We start from the raw sequence: 26,855 nt of genomic DNA, 5'->3' as shown, positions 1-26,855 counted from the left end.
GGTGCGTTCGAGGCTCGGGTTATGTGACCGCTTGCTTTGTAAGCTTCAGGCCTGCAGCTTGAAGCTTGTAACTGGAAGCTGCCCGGAGGGCTCCAGATGAGCTATGTGATCGACCGACGCCTAAATGGCAAGAACAAGAGCACGGTAAACCGTCAGCGCTTCCTGCGACGCTATCGTGACCACATCAAGAAAGCAGTCGAAGAAGCCGTCAGCCGCCGCTCCATCACCGATATGGAACATGGCGAGCAGATCAGCATTCCCGGTCGCGATATCGACGAACCGGTGCTTCACCATGGCCGTGGCGGCAAGCAGACCGTCGTTCACCCCGGCAACAAGGAATTCACCACTGGCGAACACATCGCCCGTCCGCAAGGCGGCGGTGGCGGCAAGGGCGCAGGCAAGGCGAGCAACTCCGGCGAAGGCATGGATGAATTCGTTTTCCAGATCACCCAGGAAGAATTCCTCGAATTCATGTTCGAGGACCTGGAACTGCCCAACCTGGTCAAACGCAATCTGGTCGGCACCGAGACCTTCAAGACCGTTCGTGCCGGCATCAGCAACGAAGGCAATCCCGCGCGCATTAACATCATCCGCACCCTGCGCTCGGCCCACGCCCGGCGCATCGCCCTGTCCGGCAGCAGCCGCGGCAAGCTCAAGGAAGCAGTAAGCGAACTGGATCGCCTGAAACGCGAAGAACCGGACAACTTCGGCGATATTCAGAAACTCGAGAGCGAAATCGAACGCCTGAAGGCGCGTATCCGTCGCGTCCCGTACCTCGATACCTTCGACCTCAAGTACAACCTGTTGGTCAAGCAACCCAACCCCAGCTCCAAGGCAGTGATGTTCTGCCTGATGGACGTCTCTGGCTCCATGACCCAAGCGACGAAGGACATTGCCAAGCGCTTCTTCATCCTGCTGTATCTGTTTCTCAAGCGGAACTACGACAAGATCGAAGTCGTGTTCATCCGCCATCACACCAGCGCCCGGGAAGTCGATGAAGAAGAATTCTTCTATTCACGGGAAACCGGCGGCACCATCGTTTCCAGCGCCCTGAAACTGATGCAGGAAATCATGGCTGAACGCTATCCGGCCAGCGACTGGAACATCTACGCCGCCCAGGCCTCCGACGGCGACAACTGGAACGATGACTCACCGATCTGTCGCGACATCCTGATCAAACAGATCATGCCCTTCGTGCAGTACTACACCTATGTGGAAATCACGCCGCGCGAACATCAGGCTTTGTGGTTCGAATACGAGCGTATCGGTGAAGCCTTTGCCGACACCTTCGCCCAGCAACAGCTGGTCTCTGCCGGTGATATCTATCCGGTATTCCGTGAACTCTTCCAGCGCAGGTTAGTGACATGACCGCTAGAGAGCAGAAGCGCCAACCCCTCTCCACGGGTTCCGAGTGGACATTCGAACTGATCCAGGCTTACGACCGCGAAATCAGCCGTATCGCCGAGCGTTATGCCCTGGATACCTATCCCAACCAGATTGAAGTGATTACAGCCGAGCAGATGATGGATGCGTATGCCTCGGTGGGGATGCCTCTTGGCTATCACCACTGGTCCTACGGCAAACACTTTCTCAGCACGGAAAAATCCTACTCGCGAGGCCAGATGGGGCTGGCCTACGAGATCGTTATCAACTCCGATCCCTGCATCGCCTATCTGATGGAAGAAAACACCATCTGCATGCAGGCTCTGGTGGTGGCCCATGCCTGCTACGGGCATAACAGCTTCTTCAAGGGCAACTACCTGTTCCGCACCTGGACTGACGCCAGCTCGATCATCGATTACCTGGTATTCGCCAAGCAGTACATCATGCAGTGCGAGGAACGCCATGGCATCGACGCCGTGGAGGACCTGCTCGACTCCTGCCACGCGCTGATGAACTACGGCGTCGACCGCTACAAACGGCCTTACCCGATTTCCGCCGAAGAAGAACGGCGCCGGCAGAAGGACCGTGAAGAGCACCTGCAGAAACAGATCAACGACCTGTGGCGCACCATCCCGAAAAGCGCCGACAAGAACAACAAGGAGGACAATGCCCGGTTTCCGTCCGAACCCCAGGAGAACATTCTCTACTTCATCGAGAAACACGCGCCGTTGCTGGAGCCCTGGCAGCGTGAAGTGGTGCGCATCGTGCGCAAGATCGCGCAGTACTTCTACCCGCAGCGCCAGACCCAGGTGATGAACGAGGGTTGGGCGACATTCTGGCACTACACGCTGATGAATGACCTGTACGACGAAGGCCTGGTCACTGACGGCTTCATGATGGAGTTTCTCACCTCTCACACCAGCGTGATCTACCAGCCAGGCTTCGACAGCCCCTACTACAGTGGCATCAACCCTTACACCCTCGGGTTTGCCATGTATCAGGACATCCGTCGCATCTGTGAAAAACCCACCGAGGAAGACTACCGCTGGTTCCCGGACATCGCTGGTGGCGACTGGCTGGCCACCATCAAATTCGCCATGAGCAGCTTCAAGGACGAGAGCTTCATCCTGCAGTACCTGTCGCCCAAGGTCATTCGTGACCTCAAGCTGTTCAGCATCATGGACGACGACCAGAAGGACGACCTGCTGGTACCGGCCATTCATGACGAACCGGGTTATCGCACCATTCGCGAAACCCTTGCCGCGCAATACAACCTGGGCAACCGCGAACCCAACGTGCAGATCTACAGCATCGACCGCCGCGGCGACCGTTCGCTGACCCTGCGCCACCAACAACACGACCGTAAACCCTTGGGCGACTCCACGGACGAAGTGCTCAAGCACCTGCACCGTTTGTGGGGTTTCGACATTCATCTGGAGACCCTGCAAGGCGATCAAGTGATGAAGACCCACCATGTTCCACCGAGAAGTGAGCACCCTGATAGTGAATATCCCCGGCTTGATTTGGCGGTCGTTCACCTCTAGCGTCCGGTCTCAATGACCCGATCGATATCAGGTCATCAACCGCTTTTAACCTCCCTGAAGGCGACAAGGTTTATCCTGTCGTCCTCACGGAGGTTTTTTATGCAGATTTATAAAGTTGGCGGTGCCGTACGTGATCGCCTGCTGGGTAAACCGGTCACTGATATCGACTGGGTTGTGGTCGGCGCTACCACCGATGAAATGCTGGTCAAGGGCTACCGCCCGGTGGGCACGGATTTTCCGGTTTTCCTCCACCCGCTGACGGGTGAAGAGCACGCCCTGGCCCGCACCGAACGCAAGAACGGCAAGGGTTACGGCGGCTTCGTTTTCCACGCCAGCCCCGAAGTCACCCTTGAGCAGGACCTGATCCGCCGCGACCTGACTATCAATGCCATGGCCGAAGATAAAGACGGCAATTTGACCGACCCCTACCATGGCCAACAGGATCTTGAAGCGCGAATTTTACGCCACGTTTCCCCGGCGTTCGCCGAAGATCCTTTGCGGGTGCTGCGTGTCGCCCGCTTCGCCGCGCGCTATGCCGCCGACGGTTTCCGCATCGCCCCTGAGACCCTTGAACTGATGCGTCAGCTCAGCGAATCAGGCGAACTTCACGCCCTGACACCCGAACGCTGCTGGAAGGAAATTTCCCGTGCGCTGATGGAAGACCACCCACAGGTGTTCATCCAGGTTCTGCGCGATTGCGGCGCCCTCAAGGAATTGCTGCCGGAAGTCGACGCCCTGTTCGGCGTGCCGCAACCCGCCGCTCACCACCCCGAAATCGACACCGGCGCCCATGTGCTCAGCGTGCTGGCGCAATCGGCGCGCTTCAAACAACCCTTGAGCGTGCGCTGGGCCTGCCTGGTGCACGACCTGGGCAAGGGCCTGACGCCAGAAGCCGAATGGCCGCGCCACATCGCCCATGAGCACACGGGCCTGCGCCTGGTAAAAGCTGTCAATGAGCGTTTCAAGGTGCCACGGGATTGCCAGGAACTGGCGCTATTGGTCTGCCAGTATCACACCCACGGCCATCGCGCTCTGGAGCTCAAGCCCTCGACCCTGCTGGAGCTGCTGCAAAGTTTCGACGTCTACCGCCGACCGCAGCGCTTCGAAGAGTTCGTCATCGCCTGCGAGATGGATGCCCGTGGCCGCGACGGCTTCGAGGAGCGCAGTTATCCACAGGCCGAATACCTGCGCAGCGCCGCACTGGCGGCACGGGCAGTCTCGGTGCAACCGCTGCTGGAGAAGGGTTTGAAGGGGCAGGAACTTGGCGAAGCGCTGAAGAGCGAACGGCTGGATGCCTTGAAGATCTACAAGGCAGAACACAGCTAATCGACATGCCGTTGGCGCGAGGCTTGCCCGCGAATTGGACGGGACGATGTTTCAGGCATACCGCATCATCGTTTTTCGCGGGCAAGCCCGGCTCCAACAGATCACTGTTACAACATGCCTTTGGGTGTCAGCTGAACACCACGCCATTCAAACGCAACCGGCCACAACTGCTGGTCGATCTGCGCCTCACTCCAAAGGGTGGAAAACGCGATATTCACCCCCGGATGCAATCTGTCCGGGGCAATCAGCGCCAAAGGCTGCAAGACAAAGGCGTTCTTGAGAATTTCCGCGCGAGGCAAGATCAAGCCGTCGAAATTACCCACCTGCTCGCCATACAGCAGCACATCGATATCCAGGGGCAGGCCCTTGCGATCCGGCGCGTAGCGGCCGTTATCGGCTTCGATGAACTTGAGCCGACGGTCCAGTTCCATTAACGGCAGGTCGGTCAGGCCGGTAACCACCAGATTGAAGAACGGGCCGCTCTTGATACCCACCGGGTGGCTTTCAAAGACCGCCGAGCAGGTCATCTGACTGACGAAGCCATCCAGCGCCTCAAGCCCTGCAATCAGGTGCTTTTCGCGATCAATATTACTGCCCAGTCCAAGGTAAATCCGGGTTAGCGACATCCGCGCTCGATCTCCACGCCCACGCCTTTGGCCGCTGCAACAGCGCCGGGCTTGGTTAGCTTGAGGTGCACCCAGGGAATCTGGAATTCGCTCATCAGCACTTCGACAAGTCGCTCAGCGAAGGTTTCCACCAGCTCAAAGGTCGCGGTCTCGGCAAAGGCCTGGATGCGCGCAGACACGCTGGCGTAGTCCAGGGCCTTGCTCAGGTCATCGCCGGCCGCCGCCGGGCGGTTGTCCCAGGCAAAGCTCAGGTCCAGGCGCAGGCACTGGCGAATGCTGCGCTCCCAGTCATAGGCGCCGATCACCGTATCGACTTCCAGACCGTCGATGAAAACTCTGTCCAAGCCCAACTCTCCGCTGCACGACAAGGGCGCGATGCGCCGTTAGAATCAGGGCACCTTCGCCCGGAATGGTTAGCATGTTTTGGTCACTGGCGATCTTCGCCTACCTGCTTGGCTCACTGTCCTTCGCCATTGTGCTCAGTCGCCTCAATGGTCGCCCAGACCCGCGTGCCAGTGGCTCCGGCAATGCCGGCGCGACCAATATGTTGCGTCTGGCCGGCAAGAAACTCGCCGTCCTGACCCTGCTCGGCGACCTGGGCAAAGGCCTGCTGCCGGTCCTGATCGCCCGTTTCGCAGGGCTGGATGCCGAACACCAGGCCTGGCTCGGCCTGTGCGCCGTACTGGGCCATCTGTTTCCGTTGTACTTTCGCTTCCGCGGCGGCAAAGGTGTCGCCACCGCCGCCGGAGTGCTGCTGGCGCTGTATCTGCCCGCCGCACTGCTGGCAATCTGCGCCTGGCTGCTGGTCTTCTACCTGACCCGCACCAGCTCACTCGCCTCCCTGATCGCCACCCCGCTGACCTTGCCACTGCTGGCCTGGAAAGCGCCGCTGACCCTGCTGCCAATCAGCTTTCTGGTGCTGCTGATCGTCTGGCGTCATCGCGGCAATCTACGTGACCTGCTCGCGGGGCGCGAACGCCACTTCTGAATCTGATGCGGTGACTATAGGCCCTGCAACTGCTCCATCGGCCAGCGAGCCTGCACGGTAATGCTCAGATCCTGCTTCTGCCCGGCCAGCAAACGCTGGCAACCGGCGAAGGCGATCATCGCACCGTTATCGGTACAGAACTCGGGACGGGCGTAGTACACATTGCCCTTGAGCTCGCCGAGCATCGTTTCCAACGACTGACGCAACGACTTGTTGGCACTCACGCCACCGGCAATGACCAGGCGCTTGAGGCCGGTCTGCTTGAGAGCGCGCTTGCACTTGATGGTCAGAGTCTCCACCACCGCCTGCTGGAAGGCCAGCGAGATGTCGCAACGGGTTTGCTCGCTGTCGTCCCCGGCGCTCTGGCACTGCTGCCAGGTGTTCAGGGCCGAGGTCTTCAGGCCGCTGAAGCTGAAGGCCAGACCGGGCCGATCAGTCATCGGCCGCGGAAAGGTAAAGCGCCCGGCAACGCCGAGGGCAGCCTTGGCGGCGATTTCAGGGCCGCCCGGGTATTGCATGCCCATCATCTTGGCGGTCTTGTCGAACGCTTCGCCAGCGGCATCGTCCAGGGTCTCGCCCAACAACTCATAAAGACCGATGCCATCGACCCGAACCAGCTGCGTATGGCCACCAGAAACCAACAAAGCGACGAACGGGAACTCTGGCGGCTGTTCTTCCAGCATCGGTGCCAGTAAATGGCCTTCCATATGGTGCACGCCGAGGGCCGGTACATCCCAGGCAAAGGCCAGCGCCTGGGCGCAGGAAGCCCCGACCAGCAAGGCCCCGACCAGGCCGGGACCGGCCGTATAGGCAATGGCGTCAATGTCTGCACTGACACAGCCGGACTCGTCGAGCACCTGGCGAATCAAGGGCAGCATGCGCTTGACGTGATCGCGCGATGCCAGCTCAGGCACCACGCCACCGAATACCCGGTGCAGGTCGATCTGACTGAACAATGCGTCCGCCAACAGCCCGCGCTCACTGTCGTAGAGCGCGACGCCGGTTTCGTCGCAAGAGGTTTCTAATCCCAGTACTAGCATGGGTCTACGCCTTTTAGAGGCCGAATTCGAAGGCGCGCATGATAGTCGCCGCCCAAGGCCCCGACCAGCGGTTTTCGATCAGAGGCTTTGCATTCCTCGCGGCAAGGGGTTAACATCCGCAACCCTTAAAAACCGACGTACTTAGTGCAGTCTTTGCACGAGGCGTTGACCCCGGTAATGAATGAAGGTAGCTCTGGATGCCAGCCGTCAAAGTAAAAGAGAACGAACCCTTCGACGTAGCTCTGCGTCGTTTCAAGCGCTCCTGCGAAAAAGCCGGTGTTCTGGCTGAAGTTCGTAGCCGCGAATTCTACGAGAAGCCGACTTCCGAGCGTAAGCGTAAAGCAGCAGCCGCTGTTAAGCGTCACGCCAAGAAAGTTCAGCGCGAACAGCGCCGCGCCGTTCGTCTGTATTAATTTACAGCGTTCGCCGCAAGCTTCTGCCTCGCCCGGCCCTTAAAAAGCCGGGCTAGCTGTAGTTGCAGTACCGCATTACGCTTCATTGACAACATTTGCCAGAACCGCTTCTGCGACCAAGGCAAGTCACGTCCAGCCTGAACCCAGGCCACGTTGATCGCGTCTACACTGACGAACGTATCAAGGTGCATGGCGAGTATGCCTTGATGATCTTCGCAAGAAGCTCAGCCAAGGCGACGCCCCCTCATGACAGCTCAGTGAATACCGAAGCCAACGGCCGACGTCACATTCGCAATGATAGCTGCGCCCGAATACCAAGCCCTGACTATCGAACACTCTTCGATATCCGTAGATTGTCGGCAGCACAGCTTGCGCACATTGATGTACAGGCACGCCTGAGACTTTCCGGCGCATGCCGCAAAAGCCGCACACCGCTTGATGATGAGAACGCAATGGCCGGGCTGATTCCCCAGAGCTTTATTGACGACCTGCTGAACCGCACCGACATCGTCGATGTTGTCAGCTCACGCGTGCAATTAAAGAAAACCGGGAAAAACTTCAGCGCCTGCTGCCCGTTCCACAAAGAAAAGACCCCGTCTTTCAGCGTCAGCCCGGACAAACAGTTCTATTACTGCTTTGGCTGCGGCGCAGGGGGCAACGCCCTTGGCTTCATCATGGACCACGACAACCTGGATTTCCCCCAGGCCGTCGAGGAACTGGCCAAGGCCGCCGGCATGGAAGTGCCGCGCGAACAGAGTGTCAAAGGACAAAAGCCGCGCCAGCCGACCGATTCACCGCTCTACCCGCTGCTAAACGCCGCTGCCGAGTATTACCGCCAAGCCTTGAAGAGCCATCCTACGCGCAAATCAGCCGTGGACTACCTCAAAGGGCGCGGCCTGTCCGGGGAAATCGCCCGTGATTTCGGCCTGGGGTTCGCCCCGCCCGGCTGGGACAATCTGTACAAGCACTTAAGCAGCGACACGCTTCAGCAAAAGGCCATGATCGACGCTGGCCTGCTGATCGAGAATGCCGAGACCGGCAAGCGCTACGACCGCTTCCGCGACCGCGTGATGTTTCCGATCCGCGACAGCCGCGGCCGGGTGATCGCCTTTGGCGGCAGGGTTCTGGGCGACGATAAACCCAAGTATCTGAACTCCCCGGAAACCCCGGTGTTTCACAAGGGCCAGGAGCTGTACGGGCTGTTCGAAGCACGCAAATACAATCGTAACCTCGATGAGATCATCGTCGTCGAAGGTTACATGGACGTCATCGCTCTGGCCCAGCAAGGCCTGCGCAACGCCGTAGCGACCCTGGGTACTGCGACCAGCGAAGAGCACCTCAAGCGCCTGTTTCGCGTGGTGCCCAACGTGCTGTTCTGCTTCGATGGCGACCAGGCAGGCCGCAAGGCCGCGTGGCGCGCACTCGAAGCGAGCCTGTCGAATATGCAGGACGGTCGGCGTGCGCGCTTTCTGTTCCTGCCCGAAGGCGAAGACCCGGACACCCTGGTCCGCAGCGAAGGCACCGACGCCTTCCGCGCCCGGATCAATCAACACGCACAACCGCTGGCCGATTATTTTTTTGAACAGCTGACCAAGGAGGCCGACCCGCGCTCTCTGGAAGGCAAGGCCCATATGGCCACCCTGGCAGCGCCGCTGATCGACAAGGTCCCCGGCGCCAACCTGCGCATCCTCATGCGTCAGCGCCTGAGCGAAATCACCGGCCTGACCGGCGAAGCGATGAGCCAGCTGGTGCAAAGCGCACCGGCGGCCGCCGCGCCGAGCTACGACCCCGGCTTCGATTACGGATCGATGCCCGACTACGGCAGCTATCAACCTGAAGACAGGTACGAAGCGCCCGCACAGACAGAATGGACCCCGCCGAAAAGCGGTGGCCAGAAGAAATGGGATAACAAAAAACCCTGGGACGGCAAAAAGGGCGGCAAGCGGCCCGACTTCGAATCTCGCGCACCACGCCCACCGGCGACGGTCGAACCGACCATCCTCGGCGCGCTGCGCACGTTACTGCACCACCCGGAGCTTTCGGGGAAGGTGGCCAATGCCAGTCAGTTTGCCGATGACGACAACCTGTACTCGCAATTGCTGGTCGCCCTGCTCGAAGCCCTGCAAAAAAATCCAAGGCTACGCTCGCTGCAACTGATTGCCCGCTGGCACGGAACCGACCAAGGGCGATTATTGCGACAACTGGCAGAGAAGGAATGGCTGATCGAGGCCGACAACCTTGAACAACAGTTTTTCGACACTATAACTAGCTTGTCCGCTCGCCAACGCGAGCGAAGCCTGGATCAACTGATCCGCAAGGAACGACAGTCAGGTTTGACCGCAGAAGAGAAAATTCAGCTGCTTAACCTGTTAAATCGCAATGTTCCTGCACAAACCCCGACCTCAACTGGCGCGTGAGGTCCTAGCTCGGGTATAATCCTCGGCTTGTTTTTTGCCCGCCAAGACCTTCAGTGGATAGGGTGTTATGTCCGGAAAAGCGCAACAGCAGTCTCGCCTCAAAGAGTTGATCAGCCGTGGTCGTGAGCAGGGTTACCTGACTTACGCGGAGGTCAACGACCACCTGCCGGAGGATATTTCAGATCCGGAACAGGTGGAAGACATCATCCGCATGATCAATGACATGGGGATCAACGTATTCGAGAGTGCCCCGGATGCGGATGCCCTTTTGTTGGCCGAAGCCGATACCGATGAAGCAGCCGCGGAAGAAGCGGCAGCAGCATTGGCGGCAGTGGAAACCGACATCGGTCGTACTACCGACCCGGTGCGCATGTATATGCGCGAAATGGGTACGGTCGAACTTCTGACCCGCGAAGGCGAAATCGAAATCGCCAAGCGTATCGAGGAAGGTATCCGTGAAGTGATGAGCGCTATTGCGCACTTCCCTGGCACGGTCGACCACATCCTCTCTGAATACACTCGCGTCACCACCGAAGGTGGCCGCCTGTCCGACGTCCTGAGCGGTTATATCGACCCGGACGACGGCATTGCGCCACCGGCTGAAGTGCCGCCGCCCATCGACCAGAAAGCCGTCAAGGCTGAAGGTGCCGAGGACGACGACGAAGAAGCCGAAAGCAGTGACGACGAGGAAGAGGCCGAAAGCGGTCCGGATCCAGTCATTGCAGCCCAGCGTTTCGGCGCGGTTTCCGATCAAATGGAAATCACCCGCAAGGCGCTGAAAAAGCACGGTCGTGACGACAAGACTGCCATTGCCGAGATGCTGGCACTGGCCGAACTGTTCATGCCGATCAAACTGGTTCCAAAACAGTTTGAAGGCCTGGTCGAGCGTGTTCGCAGCGCCCTGGAACGCTTGCGTGCCCAGGAACGCGCCATCATGCAACTGTGTGTCCGTGACGCACGGATGCCGCGTGCCGACTTCCTGCGCCAGTTCCCCGGCCACGAAGTGGACGAGAGCTGGACCGACGCACTGGCCAAGGGCAAGGCGAAATACGCCGAAGCCATCGGCCGTCTGCAGAGCGACATTCAACGTTGCCAGCAGAAGCTGACCGCACTTGAAAGCGAAACCGGCCTGACCATTGCCGAGATCAAGGACATCAACCGTCGCATGTCGATCGGCGAGGCCAAGGCCCGCCGCGCGAAGAAAGAGATGGTTGAAGCGAACTTGCGTCTGGTGATCTCCATCGCCAAGAAGTACACCAACCGTGGCTTGCAATTCCTCGATCTGATCCAGGAAGGCAACATCGGTTTGATGAAGGCTGTGGACAAGTTCGAATACCGTCGTGGCTACAAGTTCTCGACCTATGCCACCTGGTGGATTCGTCAGGCGATCACTCGCTCGATCGCCGACCAGGCCCGCACCATCCGTATTCCGGTGCACATGATCGAGACGATCAACAAGCTCAACCGCATTTCCCGGCAGATGTTGCAGGAAATGGGTCGCGAACCGACCCCGGAAGAGCTGGGCGAACGCATGGAAATGCCTGAGGACAAAATCCGCAAGGTACTGAAGATCGCCAAAGAGCCGATCTCCATGGAAACCCCGATCGGTGACGACGAAGATTCGCACCTGGGTGACTTCATCGAAGACTCGACCATGCAGTCGCCAATCGATGTCGCTACCGTGGAAAGCTTGAAAGAAGCGACTCGTGAAGTGCTGTCGGGCCTCACCGCCCGCGAAGCCAAAGTCCTGCGCATGCGTTTCGGTATCGATATGAATACCGACCACACGCTGGAAGAAGTCGGCAAGCAGTTCGACGTGACCCGCGAGCGGATTCGTCAGATCGAAGCCAAAGCGCTGCGCAAGCTGCGCCACCCGACGCGAAGCGAGCACCTGCGCTCGTTCCTCGACGAGTAAGCAGTAACACGCAACACCAAGACCCCCGGCCCTTGCCGGGGGTTTTGCATTCTGGCGCAGAAGTTTTTCTCAACGGGACTCGCACTTCGCCATCACAGCTACACTCGTTTCATTCTTAGGCCAACAAAAAGAGGCTGACATGTTGCGACTGCTGGCCCTGTCCATGGCTTGCCTGCTGAGCATTACTGCACACGCTGCGACACCCGACGATCAAGGCAAAGAGGCGAGTGGATTCGACTCGGTAAAAGAGCAACCACTTAACCGCTCGTCCATGTCCGATTCGGGCCAGTCTTCACGCTGGCAAGGCCTATTGCCCTACAGCCTGTCGACATTTGTCGTACTGATGGCGACAGCCCTGATGATCCGCTCCAACCGGCGACTCAACGCGGAAATTGCCGAGCGCCAGGCACTGGAGCAGAAGTTGCGCAGCAGCGAGCATGACCGCCACGACCTGATAAACGATATCAACAGAACCCTTGAAGCCGATCAGGCCAGGCGCCTGTCCGAAGCCAAGTTCGCTTCGGTGTTCACCGAATGCCCGGACATCATGGTCATTGCCGACCGGACCACCGGGCGCCTGTTGGAGGTCAACACGGCCTTCGTCGAGCAGACAGGCTTCAGTGCCGAAGAAGCCATTGGCAAGACACCTACCGAGCTGAATCTGTGGGGCATCCCTGACCTGGGCCCTGGCATGCTGGAACGCTTGCAGCAAAACAGCCTGCATAATCTGGAGCTGCCGTTTCGGCGCAAGGACGGCAGCACCTATTCCGGCCTGCTCTCGGCCGAAATCTTTGAGCTGGAATCGAACCCGGCGATTCTCGTCGCAGTGCGCGATATCACCTACCTCAAGGAAGCCCGACAGCAACTGCAAGTCTCGGAGGAGAAATTCGCCAAAGCCTTCCACGTCTCTCCCGATGGCATGCTGATCAGCCGTCAGAGCGACGGCCTGCTGATCGACATCAATGAAGGTTTCAGCCGCCTCACCGGCTACAGCAGCGCCAACTCGCTCAACCACTCGACTTTCGATCTGGGCATCTGGGCCAACCTCAGCGAACGCGAACAGCTGCTCGAACAGTTGCAGCACAACGGTTTCGTGCGCGATTTTCGCAGCCACATCCGCCACAAGGACGGGAAGATTTTCCTCTGCGAGCTGTCTACCCGACCGATTCTTATCGCCGGCGAAGACTGCATGCTGACCATTGCCCGCGACATCACCGAACGCCAGCAAATGCAGGAAAAGATCCAACTGGCCGCCACCGTGTTCGAGAGCACCGCTGAAGGTGTACTGATCACCGACACCAGCCAACGCATCAACGCCGTGAACCGCGCCTTCAGCGAGATCACCGGTTACAGCGAGCAGGAGGCCCTTGGCCAGACCCCGCGCCTGATGGCATCAGGCCAACACGACAGCGCCTTCTACGCGTCCCTGTGGTATCAGCTGACCGCCGAAGGGCACTGGCAGGGTGAGATCAGCAATCGCCGCAAGAACGGCGAGGTCTACCCGTGCTGGCTGACCATCAGCGCCGTACGCAACAAGGAGCGCTTCATCACTCACTTCGTCGCCGTGTTCGCCGATATCTCCAGCCTCAAGCACGCCCAGGCCCGCCTCGACTATCAGGCCCACCACGACCCTCTGACCGGCCTGCCCAACCGCACGCTGTTCGAGAACCGCCTGCGGGCCGCACTTATCCACAGCCAAGAGTCCGGCGGCCTGGGCGCGGTGCTATTCCTTGACCTGGACCGCTTCAAGCACATCAACGACAGCCTCGGCCACCCGGTAGGCGACTTGCTGCTCAAAGGCATCGCCGTACGCCTCAAGGAAAACCTGCGTGACATCGACACCGTCGCCCGCCTGGGTGGTGACGAATTCATCATCCTGCTCCCCGGTTTGCAGCATCCAGGTGATGTCGAAGTGATCGCCAACAAGATCCTGGCCTCGTTCTCGGCCCCCTTCCAGGCCGGCGAGCACGAGTTTTTCATCAGTTCCAGCATTGGCAGCGCACTGTTTCCCACCGACGGCGAAGACGTCGCTACCGTCATCAAGAACGCCGACGCCGCCATGTACCGCTCCAAAGCCAAGGGCCGCAATCGCGTCGAAGGCTACACCCGCGACCTGACCGCTCAGGCCAGCGAACGCATCGCCCTGGAACACGAACTGCGCCGGGCCATCGAACGCGACGAACTGAGCCTCTACTACCAGCCAAAAATCAGCCTGCACACCCAGCAACTGGTGGGCGCCGAGGCCCTGATCCGCTGGAATCACCCGACTTTCGGCGAAGTGCCACCGGAGCACTTCATCGCCCTGGCCGAAGAAAACGGCATGATCCTGCAAATCGGTGACTGGGTTCTCGAGCAGGCCTGCCAGCAGATGCGCCAGTGGAACACCCTCTACCAACCGTTTGGCCCCCTGTCCGTCAACCTGGCCGGCGCCCAGATGCGCCAACCCAATCTACTCACTCGCATCAAGCAACTGCTCAACGACAACGACCTGCGACCGGACTGCCTACAACTGGAAATCACCGAAAACTTCATCATGAGCCAAACCGAAGAAGCCCTCAGCGTGCTGCACAAACTGAAAAGCCTCGGCGTGCAACTGGCCATCGACGACTTCGGCACCGGCTACTCATCCCTGAGCTACCTCAAGCGCCTGCCGTTGGACATCCTCAAGATCGACCAGTCCTTCGTCCGCGGCCTGCCCGACGACGGCCATGACGCCGCCATCGTGCGCGCGATCATCGCCCTGGGCCGCAGCATGCAACTGACCGTCATCGCCGAAGGCGTGGAAAACCTCGAACAGCAACAATTCCTCGCCGACGAAGGCTGCGAACAGATCCAGGGCTTCATCGTCAGCCTGCCCTTGCCTGCCGAAGAGTTTTGCACAACGTTTCTTCGTATGAGTCTTTCGGATTTTTCGGATAGCACAGCCGAGAAACCGCCGTTATAATCCGCGACCTACTGAGGGCCTATAGCTCAGTCGGTTAGAGCAGAGGACTCATAATCCTTTGGTCCACGGTTCGAGTCCGTGTGGGCCCACCATATGAATCAAGGGCTGCAGCGTCGCTGCAGTTTCTGACGCCATAATCAGATGTTCCCGAGGTACAGTTTCGGTACAGTCCGTACCGACCGTCCTCGGAGTAGTGTATGGCAACTCTCGTAAAAACCCCCTCTGGTACGTGGAAAGCAGTCATTCGTAAAAATGGCTGGCCAACCGTGTCGAAGACCTTCCGCACTAAACGTGATGCCGAAGACTGGTCACGTCGAGCCGAAGACGAAATGGTCAGGGGTGTGTATATACAGCGAAGCGGCTCAGAGCGAATGACAATCGCGGCAGCCCTAAAACGCTACCTCTCAGAAATCACCCCTACGAAAAAGCCTACAACGCAACGAGGGGAGATCAGTAAAGCCAAAAAGCTAACGGATGAGCTGGGCAAGTATTCTCTCGCAGCGCTTTCAAGTGAAGTCATCGCAGGGTATCGCGACAGGCGCCTGGCGGAGCCTTTCCGTGGAGGAAGGATCAGCAACAACACCGTTCGGCTTGAGCTCGCGCTTCTGAGCCATCTTTACTCTACCGCAATCAAGGAATGGGGTGTGGGCCTGACCTACAACCCAGTGATGAACATTCGTAAGCCTAGACCTGGAGACGGTCGTGATCGGAGGTTATCCGCGGCAGAGGAAAGCCGTCTCCTCAACGCGGTCATTGCACATAGCAACCCCATGCTTGGCTGGATAGTTCAAATAGCCTTAGAAAGCGGCATGCGTTCGTCTGAGATTTCATCATTACGCATTTCGCAGGTTGATCTGGAAAAACGAGTCGTACGCCTTTCCAATACTAAAAACGACGCAGCCAGAACTGTTCCGCTGACCAAGCGTGCCACAGAGGTTTTTCAAGCCGCACTTGATAACGATTTGAGGCCAGATGATTGCTTCTTGATCTTCTTCGGAGAACCGGGAAAGGATGGGAAGCGCAGGCCATATGCATTCACGAAAGTCTGGGGGACTCTGAAGCAACGGCTCGGAATGCAGGACCTACGATTTCACGATCTGCGTCATGAGGCCGTCAGCCGATTGGTTGAGGGTGGACTGTCTGACCAAGAGGTGTCTGCTATAAGTGGGCACAAAAGTATGCAGATGCTTAAGCGCTACACACACCTGCGGGCTGAGGACCTCGTAGAGAAGCTTGATAGGATCCCCAAGAGATCAAAAAGTACCCGAGGCCTTCCTCGCGACCAGAAGCTTCCAGAGACAGACCAGATCCATCGTGAGGACATCCTTAGTGAGGCCTTCGGAGAAATCGCATAGGATTTCGTCCAAATATTGGAGCTGATGCGATCGGACGTAAAATCAAAAGCACCTGATCAGAATTAACAGCCCGTTTCCTCTCCTCCCGCGCCAGCCCAGCCAGTCATGTCGCCAGACATGGACTGCGCTGGCATAGATACTCATGAAGTATCTTAAAGCGGAAAAAATATAAACGTGACAAGCAAATGATTTAAAAGGACTTTTAGCTTTTTATTTCATTTTTTACGTTGGCACTTACGTCATGATTTGACGGCGATTACGTCATATTCCGTTGGTGATTACGTCATACCAAACGCTTTACGTCGAGACGAGGACGCTTCACCTGTACCTGTGCTTGCGACCCCTTATAAAGCGTTTTTACCCCCCAACCAGCCAGCTTCCCGATCTCCTTCAACGCGCTGCATATCTGGGCCCGCCGCGAGCGCTCCGTGCTCGGAACGTTAGAAGGTACCCCCCAAACTTTCATCACAAGAGAATCCACCTTGGTCCAATAACCGGCACTCCCTGGGTTGATACTTGTTGTCAACCAAGCGTGTAGCAGCTTGGAGCAGTCCAGCCGCAATTTTCTTCGCTCATCTAGGCTCACTCGTATGTATTGCCCGCTGGAAAAAATGTCTGTAAATCGACTATTCAATGCTATTTGAATATTGCCGTCTGGAGTGGTGAGGTAGCTAAGCAACTGCATCGAATATTCTTTGTCATGTTCGTAGACTCTACAGCCAACCTGAGACAGCCTGTACAGGCTGTCCTTCAACCTCTTATAGTCCTGGATCCTGGTGTAGTGGCCTGCGGCCTTAAGGAGCTTGTAGCATGTTGTAGCAAAAACTGGCGCGACACTGTTGACTAGGCCATGACGAGGAGACAGCTTTTCCCACAACTCAATATCTATGGGGTCACTACTGTCAGAATAAAGCTCCTGCCCCATGGCAGCCATGCCAACGACTGCCAACAATACGGACTGATCCCGAACGTCAAGCCACTCCCAGCAAGTGAACGTAAACCTAGAACCTGCATGTTCCGATGTGACTTCTAACCCTTTAGGTCTGTAGCCTGGACTAAACGACCTAAAAAGTAGGGCATAGGCTATAGCTGGATCCTGCATTACAAAGCTAACGGCATCTCCACCTAGTTCAGTTGGCTTACGCATTGGCTGCTCTCTTACTCCGTGGAGATGGCTTACGTGGACCAACTTGCCCAGTGGCGGAATGTAACGTCGCGCATACAAGCACGCCTTCTTCAGATCGCTGATACCATTGAGCCCCCTCCTTGGCGGATGCGAAGTTCCTTTTGTTCTCTCCAAATCTTAGATAATTCTGAGCGCCGTTGACTCCGATGGGCGTCACAGCGTCTTTCTCGAACCAACGATTCGACTCTTCTGGGGTCATTGGCGTGAGGTATCCGCACCACCGACTGTTATCGATCAATGCAGACGCACCTCGGGAAGATCTTTGATCCGTATTGGCATCACGCCCGCTCGTTTTGCTTACATGGTGCAGGAACAGAACGGATGCACCGCTAATTACCGCTAGCTGCTCAAGTCTCGTAATGAGCAGGGCCATGTCCCGATTGCTGTTTTCATCGAGTTGATGGATACGGCTCAGGGTGTCTAGGATGATTAGCCTCGGTTTATCAGCCAAGCTGAGAACGCGCTCGATACCCGCTTCGCTCATGATGTCGAGCCTCTCCCCCGTCATAGATTCGATGACGAGGTTGTTAGAGATATCCTGCTTTGCCTGATCGGTGAAATGCACTCCGATGGCGTGGATACGCTGGGCTATAACTAACCCAGGATCCTCCCCCGCTATGTAGACAACCTTTCCCGTTTTGTGAGGTTTGACACCAATGAGGTCGCCGCCTTTCACGCGGCATGCGATAGCCATTGCAGCTAACAATGCCCAGTAACTTTTGCCTACGCCTCCTGGGGACACCAATGCGCCGACGGTGCCGCTCAGGAATCCATGCCAAATAAAATCTAGAGCTAAAGGTTTTTGCTCAAATGCAGTCTCAACATTAATGCGCATCAGGCGACTCCTCCCCAGCCAGGAGCGTCGCGATATCAATCGAGCGAAAATAAATCAGCCTGCCGAGCCGAAGCTTCATTCGGTAGAGAGAGGCTGCAAAATCGCTTTCGGTTGGATGAGACAGAGTGTAGTCCAAACCCTTGTTGCTCCGGTGCAGCAGATCCGCTAGCTGTTTTTTGGTGAGCAGGGGTCCGTACTTCTCGGTGAGCTGCCGCTCAATACGTTCTATCTGTGGACTCATTTCAAAATCTTTCTTTGGGCTGATTCTCTCAATAGTGGGAAGGTACTGCCCCAAAATAGGCAAAACGAATGCAGTCTTTTTCGTTTAGCCTCAGGAATGTCCAGCTATGGGAGTAGCAGCGTTGTCTTCCGAAGCATAAAAATGGATTTCCGCAGACAGCGTGGGCTATCTTCGCGTGGCGCAAGTCAGCATCTGACCGGCTATCAGATTCCCGCATTAATGGGGGCAGACGCAATGTCGGTGCCACGATGGCTAGGCCATAAGTTCACGCATGCGTGAACTTATGGCCTGTATTCAAGCAGTTCCCAGCGCCATATTTTTCTCTGGGTAAGAGAGATGCGTACCTGAGAGGACTTCGGTGTAGCTGGGTAATTGCACTACACCTGACCACTCATTTGCATTCGACTTGACCAGTCGTTTGCATCGGGTTTGACCAGCACAGGGTAGCCCTGACTGGCAGAAGTCGACCCAAAGGAGACTTTCGGCTGTATCCATACACGATGAAGAACCTGATTTCGCAGAAAATGCTGGCTCAGGAGTTGCGCGGGTTAGAACACGATGGGCTGCTCACTCGCACCATTTACGATGAGATGCCCCGTGTGTGGATTGCCGCCTCACAGTACGGGGCCGGCAGCTTCTTCCGGGGCTGGATAGCATGCTGAAATGCGCGGATCGCTAAAGGGCTAAGTAGGCTGTTATCGTTCGCTACGCGCTTTCGTGGGGCTTGGTCGCAGTTGCTCCTCCCGTGCCATGCGGGTGTCGTAATCGAGCCGCGCCACCAACACCGGTTTTAAATTGTCCTGCGCCCAGAGGCACATCTGTTCAGTGATTGCGGTGATGCTGACCCCAAGCGGCGTCAGCGAATACTCCACACTGGGCGGCGCACTCGGGTAGACCTCTCGCAAGACCAGACCGTCTCGTTCCAGCAAGCGCAAGGTTTGGGTCAACATCTTCTGCGTCACGCCGCCGACTTGCCGGCGCAATTCACCGAATCTCATCGGCCCACGCGACAAGGAATCGATCACCAGCATCGTCCATTTATCCGCCAGCATCTGAATCACACTGCGCGATGGGCAGGTGACGTCGTACACGTCACCTGCCCGAATTTTACCGATTTCGGTACGAGAAAGATGATTGAAGTTAGTATCCATTGGGTACCTATAGCACTAAAAGGTGCCTAATTTACAAAGGAGATCGCGTCGCCGAGTATAGCTGTGCCGGCTCTATTTCAGAGCTTTTATCTGGGAATTTGAAACCATGAAGAGCTTGATTCAATACCGCGTAGGCGGCCCCGAGGTGCTTGAGTTGGTCGATCTCCCCAAGCCAGTGCGCAACTTCACCGAGGTGCTGGTACGGGTACATGCTGCTTCGATCAACCCTGTTGACTTGAGCGTGCGGTCGGGCGCATTCCCACTACTGGGCGAAGTGCCGTTCGTGCCGGGTTGGGACGTGTCAGGGGTGGTTGAAGAAGTCGATATCGGCTCTACTCGCTTCAAAGTGGGAGACGAAGTCTTTGGCATGCCTTTGTTCCCGCGCGCCGCTAACGCTTACGCCGAATACGTTGCTGCGCCATCGCGCCACTTCTAGTTAAAACCCACGCGCCTTAGCCACGTACAAGCAGCGGCGCTGCCACTGGTTGGGCTAACAGCGTTGCAGGCGTTGGGCGAAATCGCGCAGATTGAGCCGGGCCAACGCGTGCTGATCCATGGCGGCGGAGGCGGGTTAGGTCACGTCGCTGTGCAGATTGCCAAAGCGCTCGGGGCGTATGTCGTGACAACCGCCAGCGCCGGTAAACGCGACTTCGTTCGCAGCCTTGGGGCCGATCAAGTGATCGATTATCAGGCGGTCGACTTCACAACGGTACTCAGCGACATCGATGTGGCGTTCGACACTGTGGGTCAAGAATACGCGGAGCGATCGTTGTCAGTGCTCAAGCCAGGTGGCATCGTCGTCACAGCATTGGGGCTTAGTCATGCTCACCTGCCGGCCTTGGCAGCGGCCGCCGGACGACGCTTCTCCAGCGTTGCGGTTGAGTCCGATAGCGCCGGAATGCAACAACTCGCTGCGTGGGTTGAATCGGGTCAGCTGACGCCGCACGTCAGTCATGAGTTTCCGTTAGGTGAAGGAGCGAACGCGCATGCACTAGTGGGGCACGGTAGCACCCAGGGCAAGGTCGTATTGAGGATTGCGCCATGAGCCCGCCGTCTGCACCAGTATTATCGCCACCCTGGCTGCATAAGCTGACGCCGGACGCCATCCTGATCTCCTCCGTCCTCAATCGCTCGTTGCAGGGTAGGGAAGCGATCATCAAAGTCGTACAGACCGTAGGCGGGATGTATGAGAAACACTCGGTGGTATTTCGGGCCGCTTTCGCGGATAGAGAATTGCTCGAATACGACGCGCTGGTGATGGGTGGAGTGGCCATCCGCGGTGTTGTAACACTCACCATGAATGCGGAAGGCGATATCTCAGGTGTGGGTATTCATCACGGCCCTTTGAGCGCGGTATACAAGTTGTCTGCCGCATTGAAGGAGTGCTTGGGTAACGAGTTGGGGGCTGAGTATTTCCAGCCTTGAGCTTGGGTGGGGCTAGCGCTCTGATTGGCGCTGGCACTACCGCTTACGGGCTTGATCAATCGGTGCGGCTCAGCCGATAGTAGGTGTTATATCGATCCACGCCAGCTCCTTTCAGGAAGTTGACGTAGAGAATATTGATTGCACATCACTGGATAGGTATCTGAGCAGGTGCTGCGTGGAGGGATCAGATTGGGCGACTGTTCGGCAGGCAGCTTCTGGCCGGAAGCTGACATGGTCAGAGGTTTGTGAGCTGCATGATGTGCGTCGCCTGCGCGTCTTCGGTTCTTGCGAAGCCGCAGCACAGGTAAAAAGCGCTTCCCTGCGCAGTGTCGGTGTAAAGACGCACAGTTTCAAAATGCAAAGCGGCGTGGGCGAGCAAGGCGCTAACCAGTCGTCTGCCAACCTGTTGCCCTCGTGACGCAGGAGTCACATAAACACGCCGCAGCCTTCCTGTAGGAGCATGCGTGAATGGATCAACGGACAGGCCGCCAATACCCACCAGTTCGCGGTCTAGATACGCTGCCATGAGGCATTCGCCGGGCGCGTCGAAGCGATTGGTACCTGAATGCCATTCCGATGTCAGCCGGGTGATGAACCTAAAGCCTTCTGCCACTGCCTCTTTTTCAAGGGCGGGAATTTGTGACGGCAGGTGCGTGACCTTTTGGATCTCCATTTGCGGTCAACCTTTCACTGATCGGGCACGAAACCCTTTTGAGTTGCCAAGGGATCTTGATGTGCGGAGTGTGGGCAAGCAAGGGGCAGCTTTCGACCGATTCTGTTGAAAAAGTCGGGCGTGGTTTTCATAGCAGAAAAGTACGCGTCTGAGATTGAAATCTAGAATCGCCGCAGAGGTATTCGGAGTCGGATTTCACGTAGCCGCGCACAAAAAAGACGCTTTCGCCGATCAGTATTCTGGCAGTTTGAGAAAACCGACTTTTTCAACAGAATCGACCCAAGGGGACGTTGATGCGAAGCGGCACGGACGCCGACAGCTTTTATTGAAAGCGTTGTGTATCAAACGCTAGCCTTACCTGCTACCTACCCCGTGAAATCCGAAGCGAGTACATCACACCGTTCGAAGCGATGTCATCCTCACGGCTCCATGGGGCTTAGGGTTTCCCTTTTTCATTCCAATCGCGCATGGCCTTGTGACCACTCCCGCTCAAGCTTGGTCTCGTCGCCCTAGACCTTCTCGATCCTACAGCTTTGGGACAATAGTGCTTTTTACTGCTAGCCTTGCGTTTCAAAATGCTCAAAATCTGAAACGCATATTATAGTATGCGTTACAATCCGATCGAAATCTGAAACGAACATGTGGATTGGTCGCGCTCTTGGAACATCTCTCGGAAATACTGAAAATCTTGGATGGCGCTCTCAAAGCCAATGCCAGCATGGCGTCAAACTATGCCGGATTGCTTGCCGACAAACTGGAAGGCGCGGGAGACGGCAAGCAAGCTCGGATGATTCGTGAGCGTCTTGCGCGAGCGCCTGTTGCGTTGGCAAATGCGCAAGATGCGTCGAACGGCATCAGCTTTGGCAACTTGCCTGTCGATGGTGAGAGCCATCTGCACACGGTGGACGTGAGTCATCCGGTGGAGGATGACGCGCGCCTACTGCTGCCCAGTGCAATTGCCGTTCGGGTCGGTGAGTTTCTTGCCAATATCCAGCGTTATGACGAGCTAGAACGTGTCAATGCAGCGATGCCTAGCCGTCTGCTGGTGTACGGACTTCCTGGGACGGGAAAAACGAAACTGGCGCGCCATGTTGCGGCCAGGTTGAAGCTGCCTCTACTCACTGTGCGTTGCGACACTCTTGTGAGCAGCCTCTTGGGCCAGACCAGCAGAAACCTCAGACGAGTCTTCGAATTCGCCCAGCAACGCCCGTGTGTGCTCCTTCTGGACGAGTTCGACGCTTTGGCGAGCGCGAGGGGCAATGAGCGAGATGTCGGGGAGCTCCAGCGAGTTGTGATCGCGCTGTTGCAGAACATTGATGCGTTAACCGAAAACACAGTTGTCATTGCTGCGACGAATCATGACCGCCTGCTTGATCCGGCGGTGTGGAGGCGATTCGGTTTTCGTATACCGATGCCCGTTCCGGATGCAGCATTGCGCAAGCAACTGTGGGCTCAGTTCTTGCTGCCATACATGCTAGATGGAATCGACCTCGAACGTTTATCAAACGTCTCGGAAGGCATCACTGGCGCGAACATTGAACAGGTCTGTCTCGATACCAAGCGGGCAGCAGTTTTTGCTGGCAGCAGCCAGATAAATGAGTCGGAGCTGTTACGCAGGCTGGGGTTAAATTTGGCGATGGCCGGTGGCATACTGCTATCAACCGTCGAGGCGGAAGTTTATTGGCTGAGAGAGTGGTCCCCTAAATACTTTTCAATCAGGACTCTCGCAAAGCTTTATGGCCTATCGATAAGGCAGATAAGCAAAGTCATCAAGGAAGACAACGACCATGGCGCCAAAGAAAGGCTCGGAATCGGCTCAGGATCGACCCAATCCCCGGACTGACAATCCCTTTATCCACGTCCCTTTTTCACCAAGGGACCTCACTTCGGTAGAACGAAATCCGGGTGGGGGCAAAAAACTGATCGTGCCAGTGGATAGCGATTACAGACTCGTCCTGTCGGAAAAATTGCTGCAAGCTTCTTCAGCCCTTTCCAACGAGCGCGCTCGATACCCCTTGCAGCTGTCGACTTTCATATTTCGGCTGAGAGAAAAAGGTATCGCCAAGTCCCACAGGCCTGTAGAGCTCGCCGAGGAGACTGGGCTGCAGCCTGCAGGTCACGCCAGGATTGATGAAATGCTGGTGTCGGCAGATGGTGGAGCGATTTCGGCGCTCAACACTGCAATCTTGCAGCGTAAGACGAAGGTAATCACCGCGAACCTCAGTGCCATCGAAACAATCGAACCATGGGGCCGTTCTCGTCGTAACCCCGGTGGACCCGATGAGTTGGTGGAAAAAGGCAGCGGTCTGCTTAGGCTCTTCCAGTACCAGCGCTCAGACATCAACAGCGTCAACCAAGAAGCAATTCTTCGGCTTTTGAAGTCGCTACGTATCGAATATTCCGAGATTCCTATCGGTCGTGGCCTGCCTCTCATTGCCATACGACGCATCGACCGACTTGATGGAGCTGGCCTCGATAGCTTGTTGGACTATCCAGGTGCGCGCCAGATTTACGCTGAGCCTACCTTCTTTAGCCGAAACTCCATCAGCGTGCCGGCAACTGTCGCCTCGGGCAGTGCCTCCACGCCTGCCAGCACCGTGTACCCGACAGTGGCAGTCTTTGATACAGGTGTTAGCAGAGACGCCTTGGCGATAGCCGATTGGGTTAAAAGCCGGGACACCTACGTTCTACCACCGGATACGAACTTCGAGCACGGTACAGCCGTCGCCTCTCTCGTCGTCGGTGCAGCGCACTTCAATGACGGACATTCGTGGATTCCTCCCACACAGGCTTATGTGCATGACGTCTGTGCGCTGGAGGTTGGCGGATCGTCCTTCGGCGATTTGGAGCTGAGGCTGAGGGAGGCTGTTCAGCGCCGACCAGACATCAAAGTGTGGAACCTTTCGCTGGGTGGTGCTGGATGTGATGATCAATCCTTCAGCGAGATGTCGATGGCGCTGGATGACCTCAGTGATAAATATGGGGTCCTCTTCGTCGTGGCTGCCGGGAACTACCTCGATCAACCACGTCGTACCTGGCCAGATCCCGCTCAGCTTGCCGACCGCGTTTCATGTCCGGGTGAGTCTGTCAGAGCGCTAACTGTAGGATCGGTTGGTCACGTCGATGCCGCAGGAGCGCTTTCGGTAGCCGGACATCCAACGCCATACTCCCGCTGCGGGCCTGGTCCTGTATTCACGCCTAAGCCTGATATCACCCATGTAGGAGGCGGTGTGCATGCCCCATGGGCTGTAGGGCCGAGTAGCCTTAAAGTGCTCACACCTGATAACAAGCTGAACTACAACTTCGGAACCAGCTTCGCAGCGCCAATTGCGTCTGGCATGGCCGCGAATGCGTGGCTAGCCATTACCGGGCATGCTTCACTGACTCCAACACCTTCGCTCGTTAAGGCATTGATGATCCACTCTGCGCAACTGTCTTCGCCGGATTATGCAGCGTTCGAGCGCCGATACCATGGAGCGGGCAGGCCTGAAGAAATCCTGAAATGCCTGTACGACAGTGACGACAGCTTCACAATGGTGTTCCAGGCCGATCTGGTGCCCGGCATGCGTTGGCGGAAGACACCATATCCAATTCCAAATGCCCTGATTCATAATGGCAAGTTTCGGGGTGAGATCATCATCACCGCTGCATATGCGCCGCCCGTTGATCCTGGCGCCGGCAGTGAATATGTCCGTGCCAACGTGGAGCTCAGTTTTGGTGAGATCGACGGCAATAACATCACAGGGAAAGTCCCTATGGATGGAGAGGAAGGACAGAGTGGATACGAGACTGCTCAGATCGAGCACGGTAGCAAGTGGTCACCGGTGAAGGTTCATCGCAAGAGTTTCCCTCAAGGGACGGCTGTTGCAACATGGGGACTTCAAGCTACAGCGATGCTTCGAGCCTTTGAGCCCGTGCTAACCCAAGCCTTGCCAGTGACCATCATTGTCACACTCCGGGCTCTGGATGGTAATCCTGACGTAAGAAGCGACGGGCTTAGGGCTTTGGCGCAGGTCAACTGGGTTCATGCGGCGCTTCCGGTACACACGCCTATCCGAGTCTGAACGCGGGTGAAATCCGAGTCCTGATTTAAGTCGTCACTCTCAGAGGGTATGTCATGCCCCCTGAGATGGATCGCGCAAATTTTTTGCTTTTGTGGCATCTGGAATGGAATGCCGCAGACACGTTCCGCGTATTGAATCATCAATCACCAGCAGCAAGGATCGCAAAATGTCACTAAACGTCTTTTGGGATAATTCAAATATCTGGCTCGTAGGCCGCAACTACTGTGGCGTCCGAGAGCCTGGGCATGAACGTGAATTCAGGGTTCATTTCAGAAACCTGTTGATGACCGTTGTTGCCGGACGCCCTATGGATTTCGCATTCGTTGGGGGATCGCTTCCGCCGAACAATGATTTGCTGTGGAAATACTTTGAGCAACTGGGGGCAGAGGTTGAAACCCAGGAGCGAGGTGCGATTGGAGGCGGCGAGGTCGCTGTGGATCAAGCCATACAATTTTCCATGCTTCAACGGATAATCGACGCTGAAAAGCCTGGAACGATCCTGCTACTAACAGGCGATGGCAATGGTCATCTGGATGGGAAGGGTTTTATCGCTGCGCTGCAGAGAGCTGTCAAAATGGGATGGAACATTGAAGTCGCAAGTTGGGATATCGGGTGCAATCGGCACCTTCGCCAATACGCTGAAGAGCACGGCGTATACCGCTCGCTAGAGCCTTCATACGAGCACATCACCTTCCTTGCAGGCAGCAGGAATGCCGTCTGACTCTCCCTTGGCAAGCGCTGTCTGTGATAGCCGATGACAGCCCACTAAAAGCTCAGGGCCCGCGAGCGGCCCCTGAGTTTCCCGACGGTACTTGGTTTATATGCCACCAATCGCCATGTACTTCATTCCAAGGTACTCGACGATGCCGTGACAGCTGCCTTCACGATTGAGCCCGCTCTCATTCACGCCACCAAAAGGCTTCGTCGTCTTGCCGGTCCATTATTGCCCTTCCGGTTTCGCCGAATCGCCGCTCGGCCATGGCCTACATCTACCAAATCGTGTGCCTTTGGAGTCGTCACGATAGAGCTAGAGGCGCATGTGTGTATGCCTACAGTTGACGCCAGAAGGTAAAGGCAGAGCACCGTCTGCTTTTGGCCGTTTTTTGCCGGTCAAGGCCACCCAGTGCGCTGGTCAAATCCGATGCAAACGACTGGTCAAGTCGAATGCAAATGGGTGGTCAAGTCCATGCAATTACGCACAATGTTGGTGCCGCGATGGCTATGCTATAAGTTCACGCATGCGTGAACTTATAGCCTGTGGTCAAGCAGTTCCCAGCGCCATATTTTTCTCTTGCTGGGTAAGAGAGATGCGTACCTGAGAAGACTTCT

General features: G+C 56.8%; 23 protein-coding genes, 1 tRNA gene and 1 pseudogene. 17 read left to right on the top strand and 8 right to left on the bottom strand.

Annotated elements, in window-relative coordinates; all coding sequences use genetic code 11:
• Nucleotides 1–96 precede the first annotated feature (96 nt).
• From M2401_RS27465 to M2401_RS27455, 3 genes are all read left to right on the top strand, one after another.
• Complete coding sequence (locus M2401_RS27465; RefSeq protein ID WP_259108426.1) at nucleotides 97–1,368, top strand: YeaH/YhbH family protein; 1,272 nt, start codon at nucleotides 97–99, stop codon at nucleotides 1,366–1,368.
• Nucleotides 1,365–2,927 (top strand): SpoVR family protein, encoded by a 1,563-nt coding sequence (locus tag M2401_RS27460; protein ID WP_259108422.1) that lies wholly within the window; start codon nucleotides 1,365–1,367, stop codon nucleotides 2,925–2,927. Before M2401_RS27465 ends, M2401_RS27460 begins: the two co-directional genes overlap by 4 nt.
• A gap of 99 nt (nucleotides 2,928–3,026) precedes the next feature.
• Nucleotides 3,027–4,253 carry a multifunctional CCA addition/repair protein gene (locus M2401_RS27455; protein ID WP_259108420.1) on the top strand — a complete coding sequence of 409 codons (1,227 nt, stop codon included), beginning with the start codon at nucleotides 3,027–3,029 and terminating at the stop codon, nucleotides 4,251–4,253.
• A 107-nt stretch (nucleotides 4,254–4,360) separates the two neighbouring features.
• Here the strand turns inward: M2401_RS27455 and folK are convergent, their stop codons facing one another.
• Entirely contained in the window at nucleotides 4,361–4,879 is a 519-nt protein-coding gene (folK, locus tag M2401_RS27450) for a 2-amino-4-hydroxy-6-hydroxymethyldihydropteridine diphosphokinase (RefSeq protein WP_259108418.1), read from the bottom strand.
• A complete protein-coding gene (gene folB, locus M2401_RS27445; protein WP_259108416.1) occupies nucleotides 4,870–5,223 on the bottom strand; it encodes a dihydroneopterin aldolase in 354 nt (117 codons plus the stop codon). Before folB ends, folK begins: the two co-directional genes overlap by 10 nt.
• Nucleotides 5,224–5,297: 74 nt before the next feature.
• Here folB and plsY point away from each other — a divergent pair, with 74 nt between their 5' ends.
• Nucleotides 5,298–5,867 (top strand): glycerol-3-phosphate 1-O-acyltransferase PlsY, encoded by a 570-nt coding sequence (plsY, locus tag M2401_RS27440; RefSeq protein WP_259108414.1) that lies wholly within the window; start codon nucleotides 5,298–5,300, stop codon nucleotides 5,865–5,867.
• Nucleotides 5,868–5,881: 14 nt separating this feature from the next.
• Here the strand turns inward: plsY and tsaD are convergent, their stop codons facing one another.
• Nucleotides 5,882–6,907 carry a tRNA (adenosine(37)-N6)-threonylcarbamoyltransferase complex transferase subunit TsaD gene (tsaD, locus tag M2401_RS27435; protein WP_259108412.1) on the bottom strand — a complete coding sequence of 342 codons (1,026 nt, stop codon included), beginning with the start codon at nucleotides 6,905–6,907 and terminating at the stop codon, nucleotides 5,882–5,884.
• A gap of 197 nt (nucleotides 6,908–7,104) precedes the next feature.
• Between tsaD and rpsU the strand changes: the two genes are divergently transcribed.
• The 6 genes and pseudogenes from rpsU (at nucleotide 7,105) to M2401_RS27405 (ending at nucleotide 15,951) form a co-directional block, all read left to right on the top strand.
• Nucleotides 7,105–7,320 carry a 30S ribosomal protein S21 gene (gene rpsU, locus M2401_RS27430; RefSeq protein WP_002551877.1) on the top strand — a complete coding sequence of 72 codons (216 nt, stop codon included), beginning with the start codon at nucleotides 7,105–7,107 and terminating at the stop codon, nucleotides 7,318–7,320.
• 452 nt (nucleotides 7,321–7,772) lie between these two features.
• Nucleotides 7,773–9,737, top strand: coding sequence for a DNA primase (gene dnaG / locus M2401_RS27425; RefSeq protein WP_259108410.1), 1,965 nt, complete (start codon nucleotides 7,773–7,775; stop codon nucleotides 9,735–9,737).
• Nucleotides 9,738–9,804: 67 nt separating this feature from the next.
• Nucleotides 9,805–11,652, top strand: coding sequence for an RNA polymerase sigma factor RpoD (rpoD, locus tag M2401_RS27420; RefSeq protein WP_259108408.1), 1,848 nt, complete (start codon nucleotides 9,805–9,807; stop codon nucleotides 11,650–11,652).
• Nucleotides 11,653–12,103: 451 nt separating this feature from the next.
• Nucleotides 12,104–14,596, top strand: a pseudogene (locus tag M2401_RS27415) (EAL domain-containing protein); the annotation flags it as partial.
• A 15-nt stretch (nucleotides 14,597–14,611) separates the two neighbouring features.
• Nucleotides 14,612–14,688, top strand: a tRNA-Ile gene (locus M2401_RS27410).
• Nucleotides 14,689–14,793: 105 nt separating this feature from the next.
• Nucleotides 14,794–15,951 (top strand): site-specific integrase, encoded by a 1,158-nt coding sequence (locus tag M2401_RS27405; protein WP_259108405.1) that lies wholly within the window; start codon nucleotides 14,794–14,796, stop codon nucleotides 15,949–15,951.
• A gap of 283 nt (nucleotides 15,952–16,234) precedes the next feature.
• Here M2401_RS27405 and repC read toward each other — a convergent pair whose 3' ends face one another.
• The 3 genes from repC to M2401_RS27390 are packed head-to-tail and all read right to left on the bottom strand — an operon-like array spanning nucleotide 16,235 to nucleotide 18,213.
• Nucleotides 16,235–17,098 (bottom strand): replication protein C, IncQ-type, encoded by an 864-nt coding sequence (repC, locus tag M2401_RS27400; RefSeq protein ID WP_259108403.1) that lies wholly within the window; start codon nucleotides 17,096–17,098, stop codon nucleotides 16,235–16,237.
• Nucleotides 17,091–17,972 (bottom strand): helicase RepA family protein, encoded by an 882-nt coding sequence (locus tag M2401_RS27395; protein WP_259108401.1) that lies wholly within the window; start codon nucleotides 17,970–17,972, stop codon nucleotides 17,091–17,093. The genes repC and M2401_RS27395 overlap by 8 nt, the downstream gene beginning before the upstream one ends.
• Nucleotides 17,962–18,213, bottom strand: a complete 252-nt coding sequence (locus M2401_RS27390) for a hypothetical protein (RefSeq protein WP_259108399.1) — start codon at nucleotides 18,211–18,213, stop codon at nucleotides 17,962–17,964. Before M2401_RS27390 ends, M2401_RS27395 begins: the two co-directional genes overlap by 11 nt.
• A 500-nt stretch (nucleotides 18,214–18,713) precedes the next feature.
• Here M2401_RS27390 and M2401_RS27385 point away from each other — a divergent pair, with 500 nt between their 5' ends.
• Nucleotides 18,714–18,875, top strand: a complete 162-nt coding sequence (locus M2401_RS27385; RefSeq protein WP_310504156.1) for a winged helix-turn-helix transcriptional regulator — start codon at nucleotides 18,714–18,716, stop codon at nucleotides 18,873–18,875.
• Nucleotides 18,876–18,908: 33 nt separating this feature from the next.
• Here M2401_RS27385 and M2401_RS27380 read toward each other — a convergent pair whose 3' ends face one another.
• Nucleotides 18,909–19,364, bottom strand: a complete 456-nt coding sequence (locus M2401_RS27380) for a helix-turn-helix domain-containing protein (RefSeq protein WP_259108398.1) — start codon at nucleotides 19,362–19,364, stop codon at nucleotides 18,909–18,911.
• Nucleotides 19,365–19,470: 106 nt separating this feature from the next.
• On the opposite strand from M2401_RS27380, the gene M2401_RS27375 reads away from it, so the two are divergent.
• The 3 genes from M2401_RS27375 (at nucleotide 19,471) to M2401_RS27365 (ending at nucleotide 20,789) form a co-directional block, all read left to right on the top strand.
• Entirely contained in the window at nucleotides 19,471–19,800 is a 330-nt protein-coding gene (locus M2401_RS27375; protein ID WP_259108397.1) for an alcohol dehydrogenase catalytic domain-containing protein, read from the top strand.
• Between the two features lie 72 nt (nucleotides 19,801–19,872).
• Entirely contained in the window at nucleotides 19,873–20,409 is a 537-nt protein-coding gene (locus M2401_RS27370) for a zinc-binding dehydrogenase (protein ID WP_259108395.1), read from the top strand.
• Entirely contained in the window at nucleotides 20,406–20,789 is a 384-nt protein-coding gene (locus M2401_RS27365; RefSeq protein ID WP_259108392.1) for a hypothetical protein, read from the top strand. Before M2401_RS27370 ends, M2401_RS27365 begins: the two co-directional genes overlap by 4 nt.
• Nucleotides 20,790–21,024: 235 nt before the next feature.
• Here M2401_RS27365 and M2401_RS27360 read toward each other — a convergent pair whose 3' ends face one another.
• Nucleotides 21,025–21,462 (bottom strand): GNAT family N-acetyltransferase, encoded by a 438-nt coding sequence (locus M2401_RS27360; RefSeq protein ID WP_259108391.1) that lies wholly within the window; start codon nucleotides 21,460–21,462, stop codon nucleotides 21,025–21,027.
• A gap of 646 nt (nucleotides 21,463–22,108) precedes the next feature.
• Between M2401_RS27360 and iteA the strand changes: the two genes are divergently transcribed.
• From iteA to M2401_RS27345, 3 genes are all read left to right on the top strand, one after another.
• Nucleotides 22,109–23,305 carry an anti-phage ATPase IteA gene (iteA, locus tag M2401_RS27355; RefSeq protein ID WP_259108389.1) on the top strand — a complete coding sequence of 399 codons (1,197 nt, stop codon included), beginning with the start codon at nucleotides 22,109–22,111 and terminating at the stop codon, nucleotides 23,303–23,305.
• A complete protein-coding gene (iteS, locus tag M2401_RS27350; protein ID WP_259108387.1) occupies nucleotides 23,250–25,526 on the top strand; it encodes a S8 family anti-phage peptidase IteS in 2,277 nt (758 codons plus the stop codon). Before iteA ends, iteS begins: the two co-directional genes overlap by 56 nt.
• 166 nt (nucleotides 25,527–25,692) lie before the next feature.
• On the top strand, nucleotides 25,693–26,247 hold the full coding sequence (locus M2401_RS27345) for an NYN domain-containing protein (RefSeq protein ID WP_090324449.1): 555 nt from the start codon (nucleotides 25,693–25,695) through the stop codon (nucleotides 26,245–26,247).
• Nucleotides 26,248–26,855 lie beyond the last annotated feature (608 nt).

It is taken from the genome of Pseudomonas sp. JUb42 (assembly GCF_024807945.1).
Taxonomy (GTDB): Bacteria; Pseudomonadota; Gammaproteobacteria; order Pseudomonadales; family Pseudomonadaceae; genus Aquipseudomonas.
The sequence above is the reverse complement of the archived record's forward strand: the minus strand, read 5'-3'. Positions and strand labels throughout refer to the sequence as shown.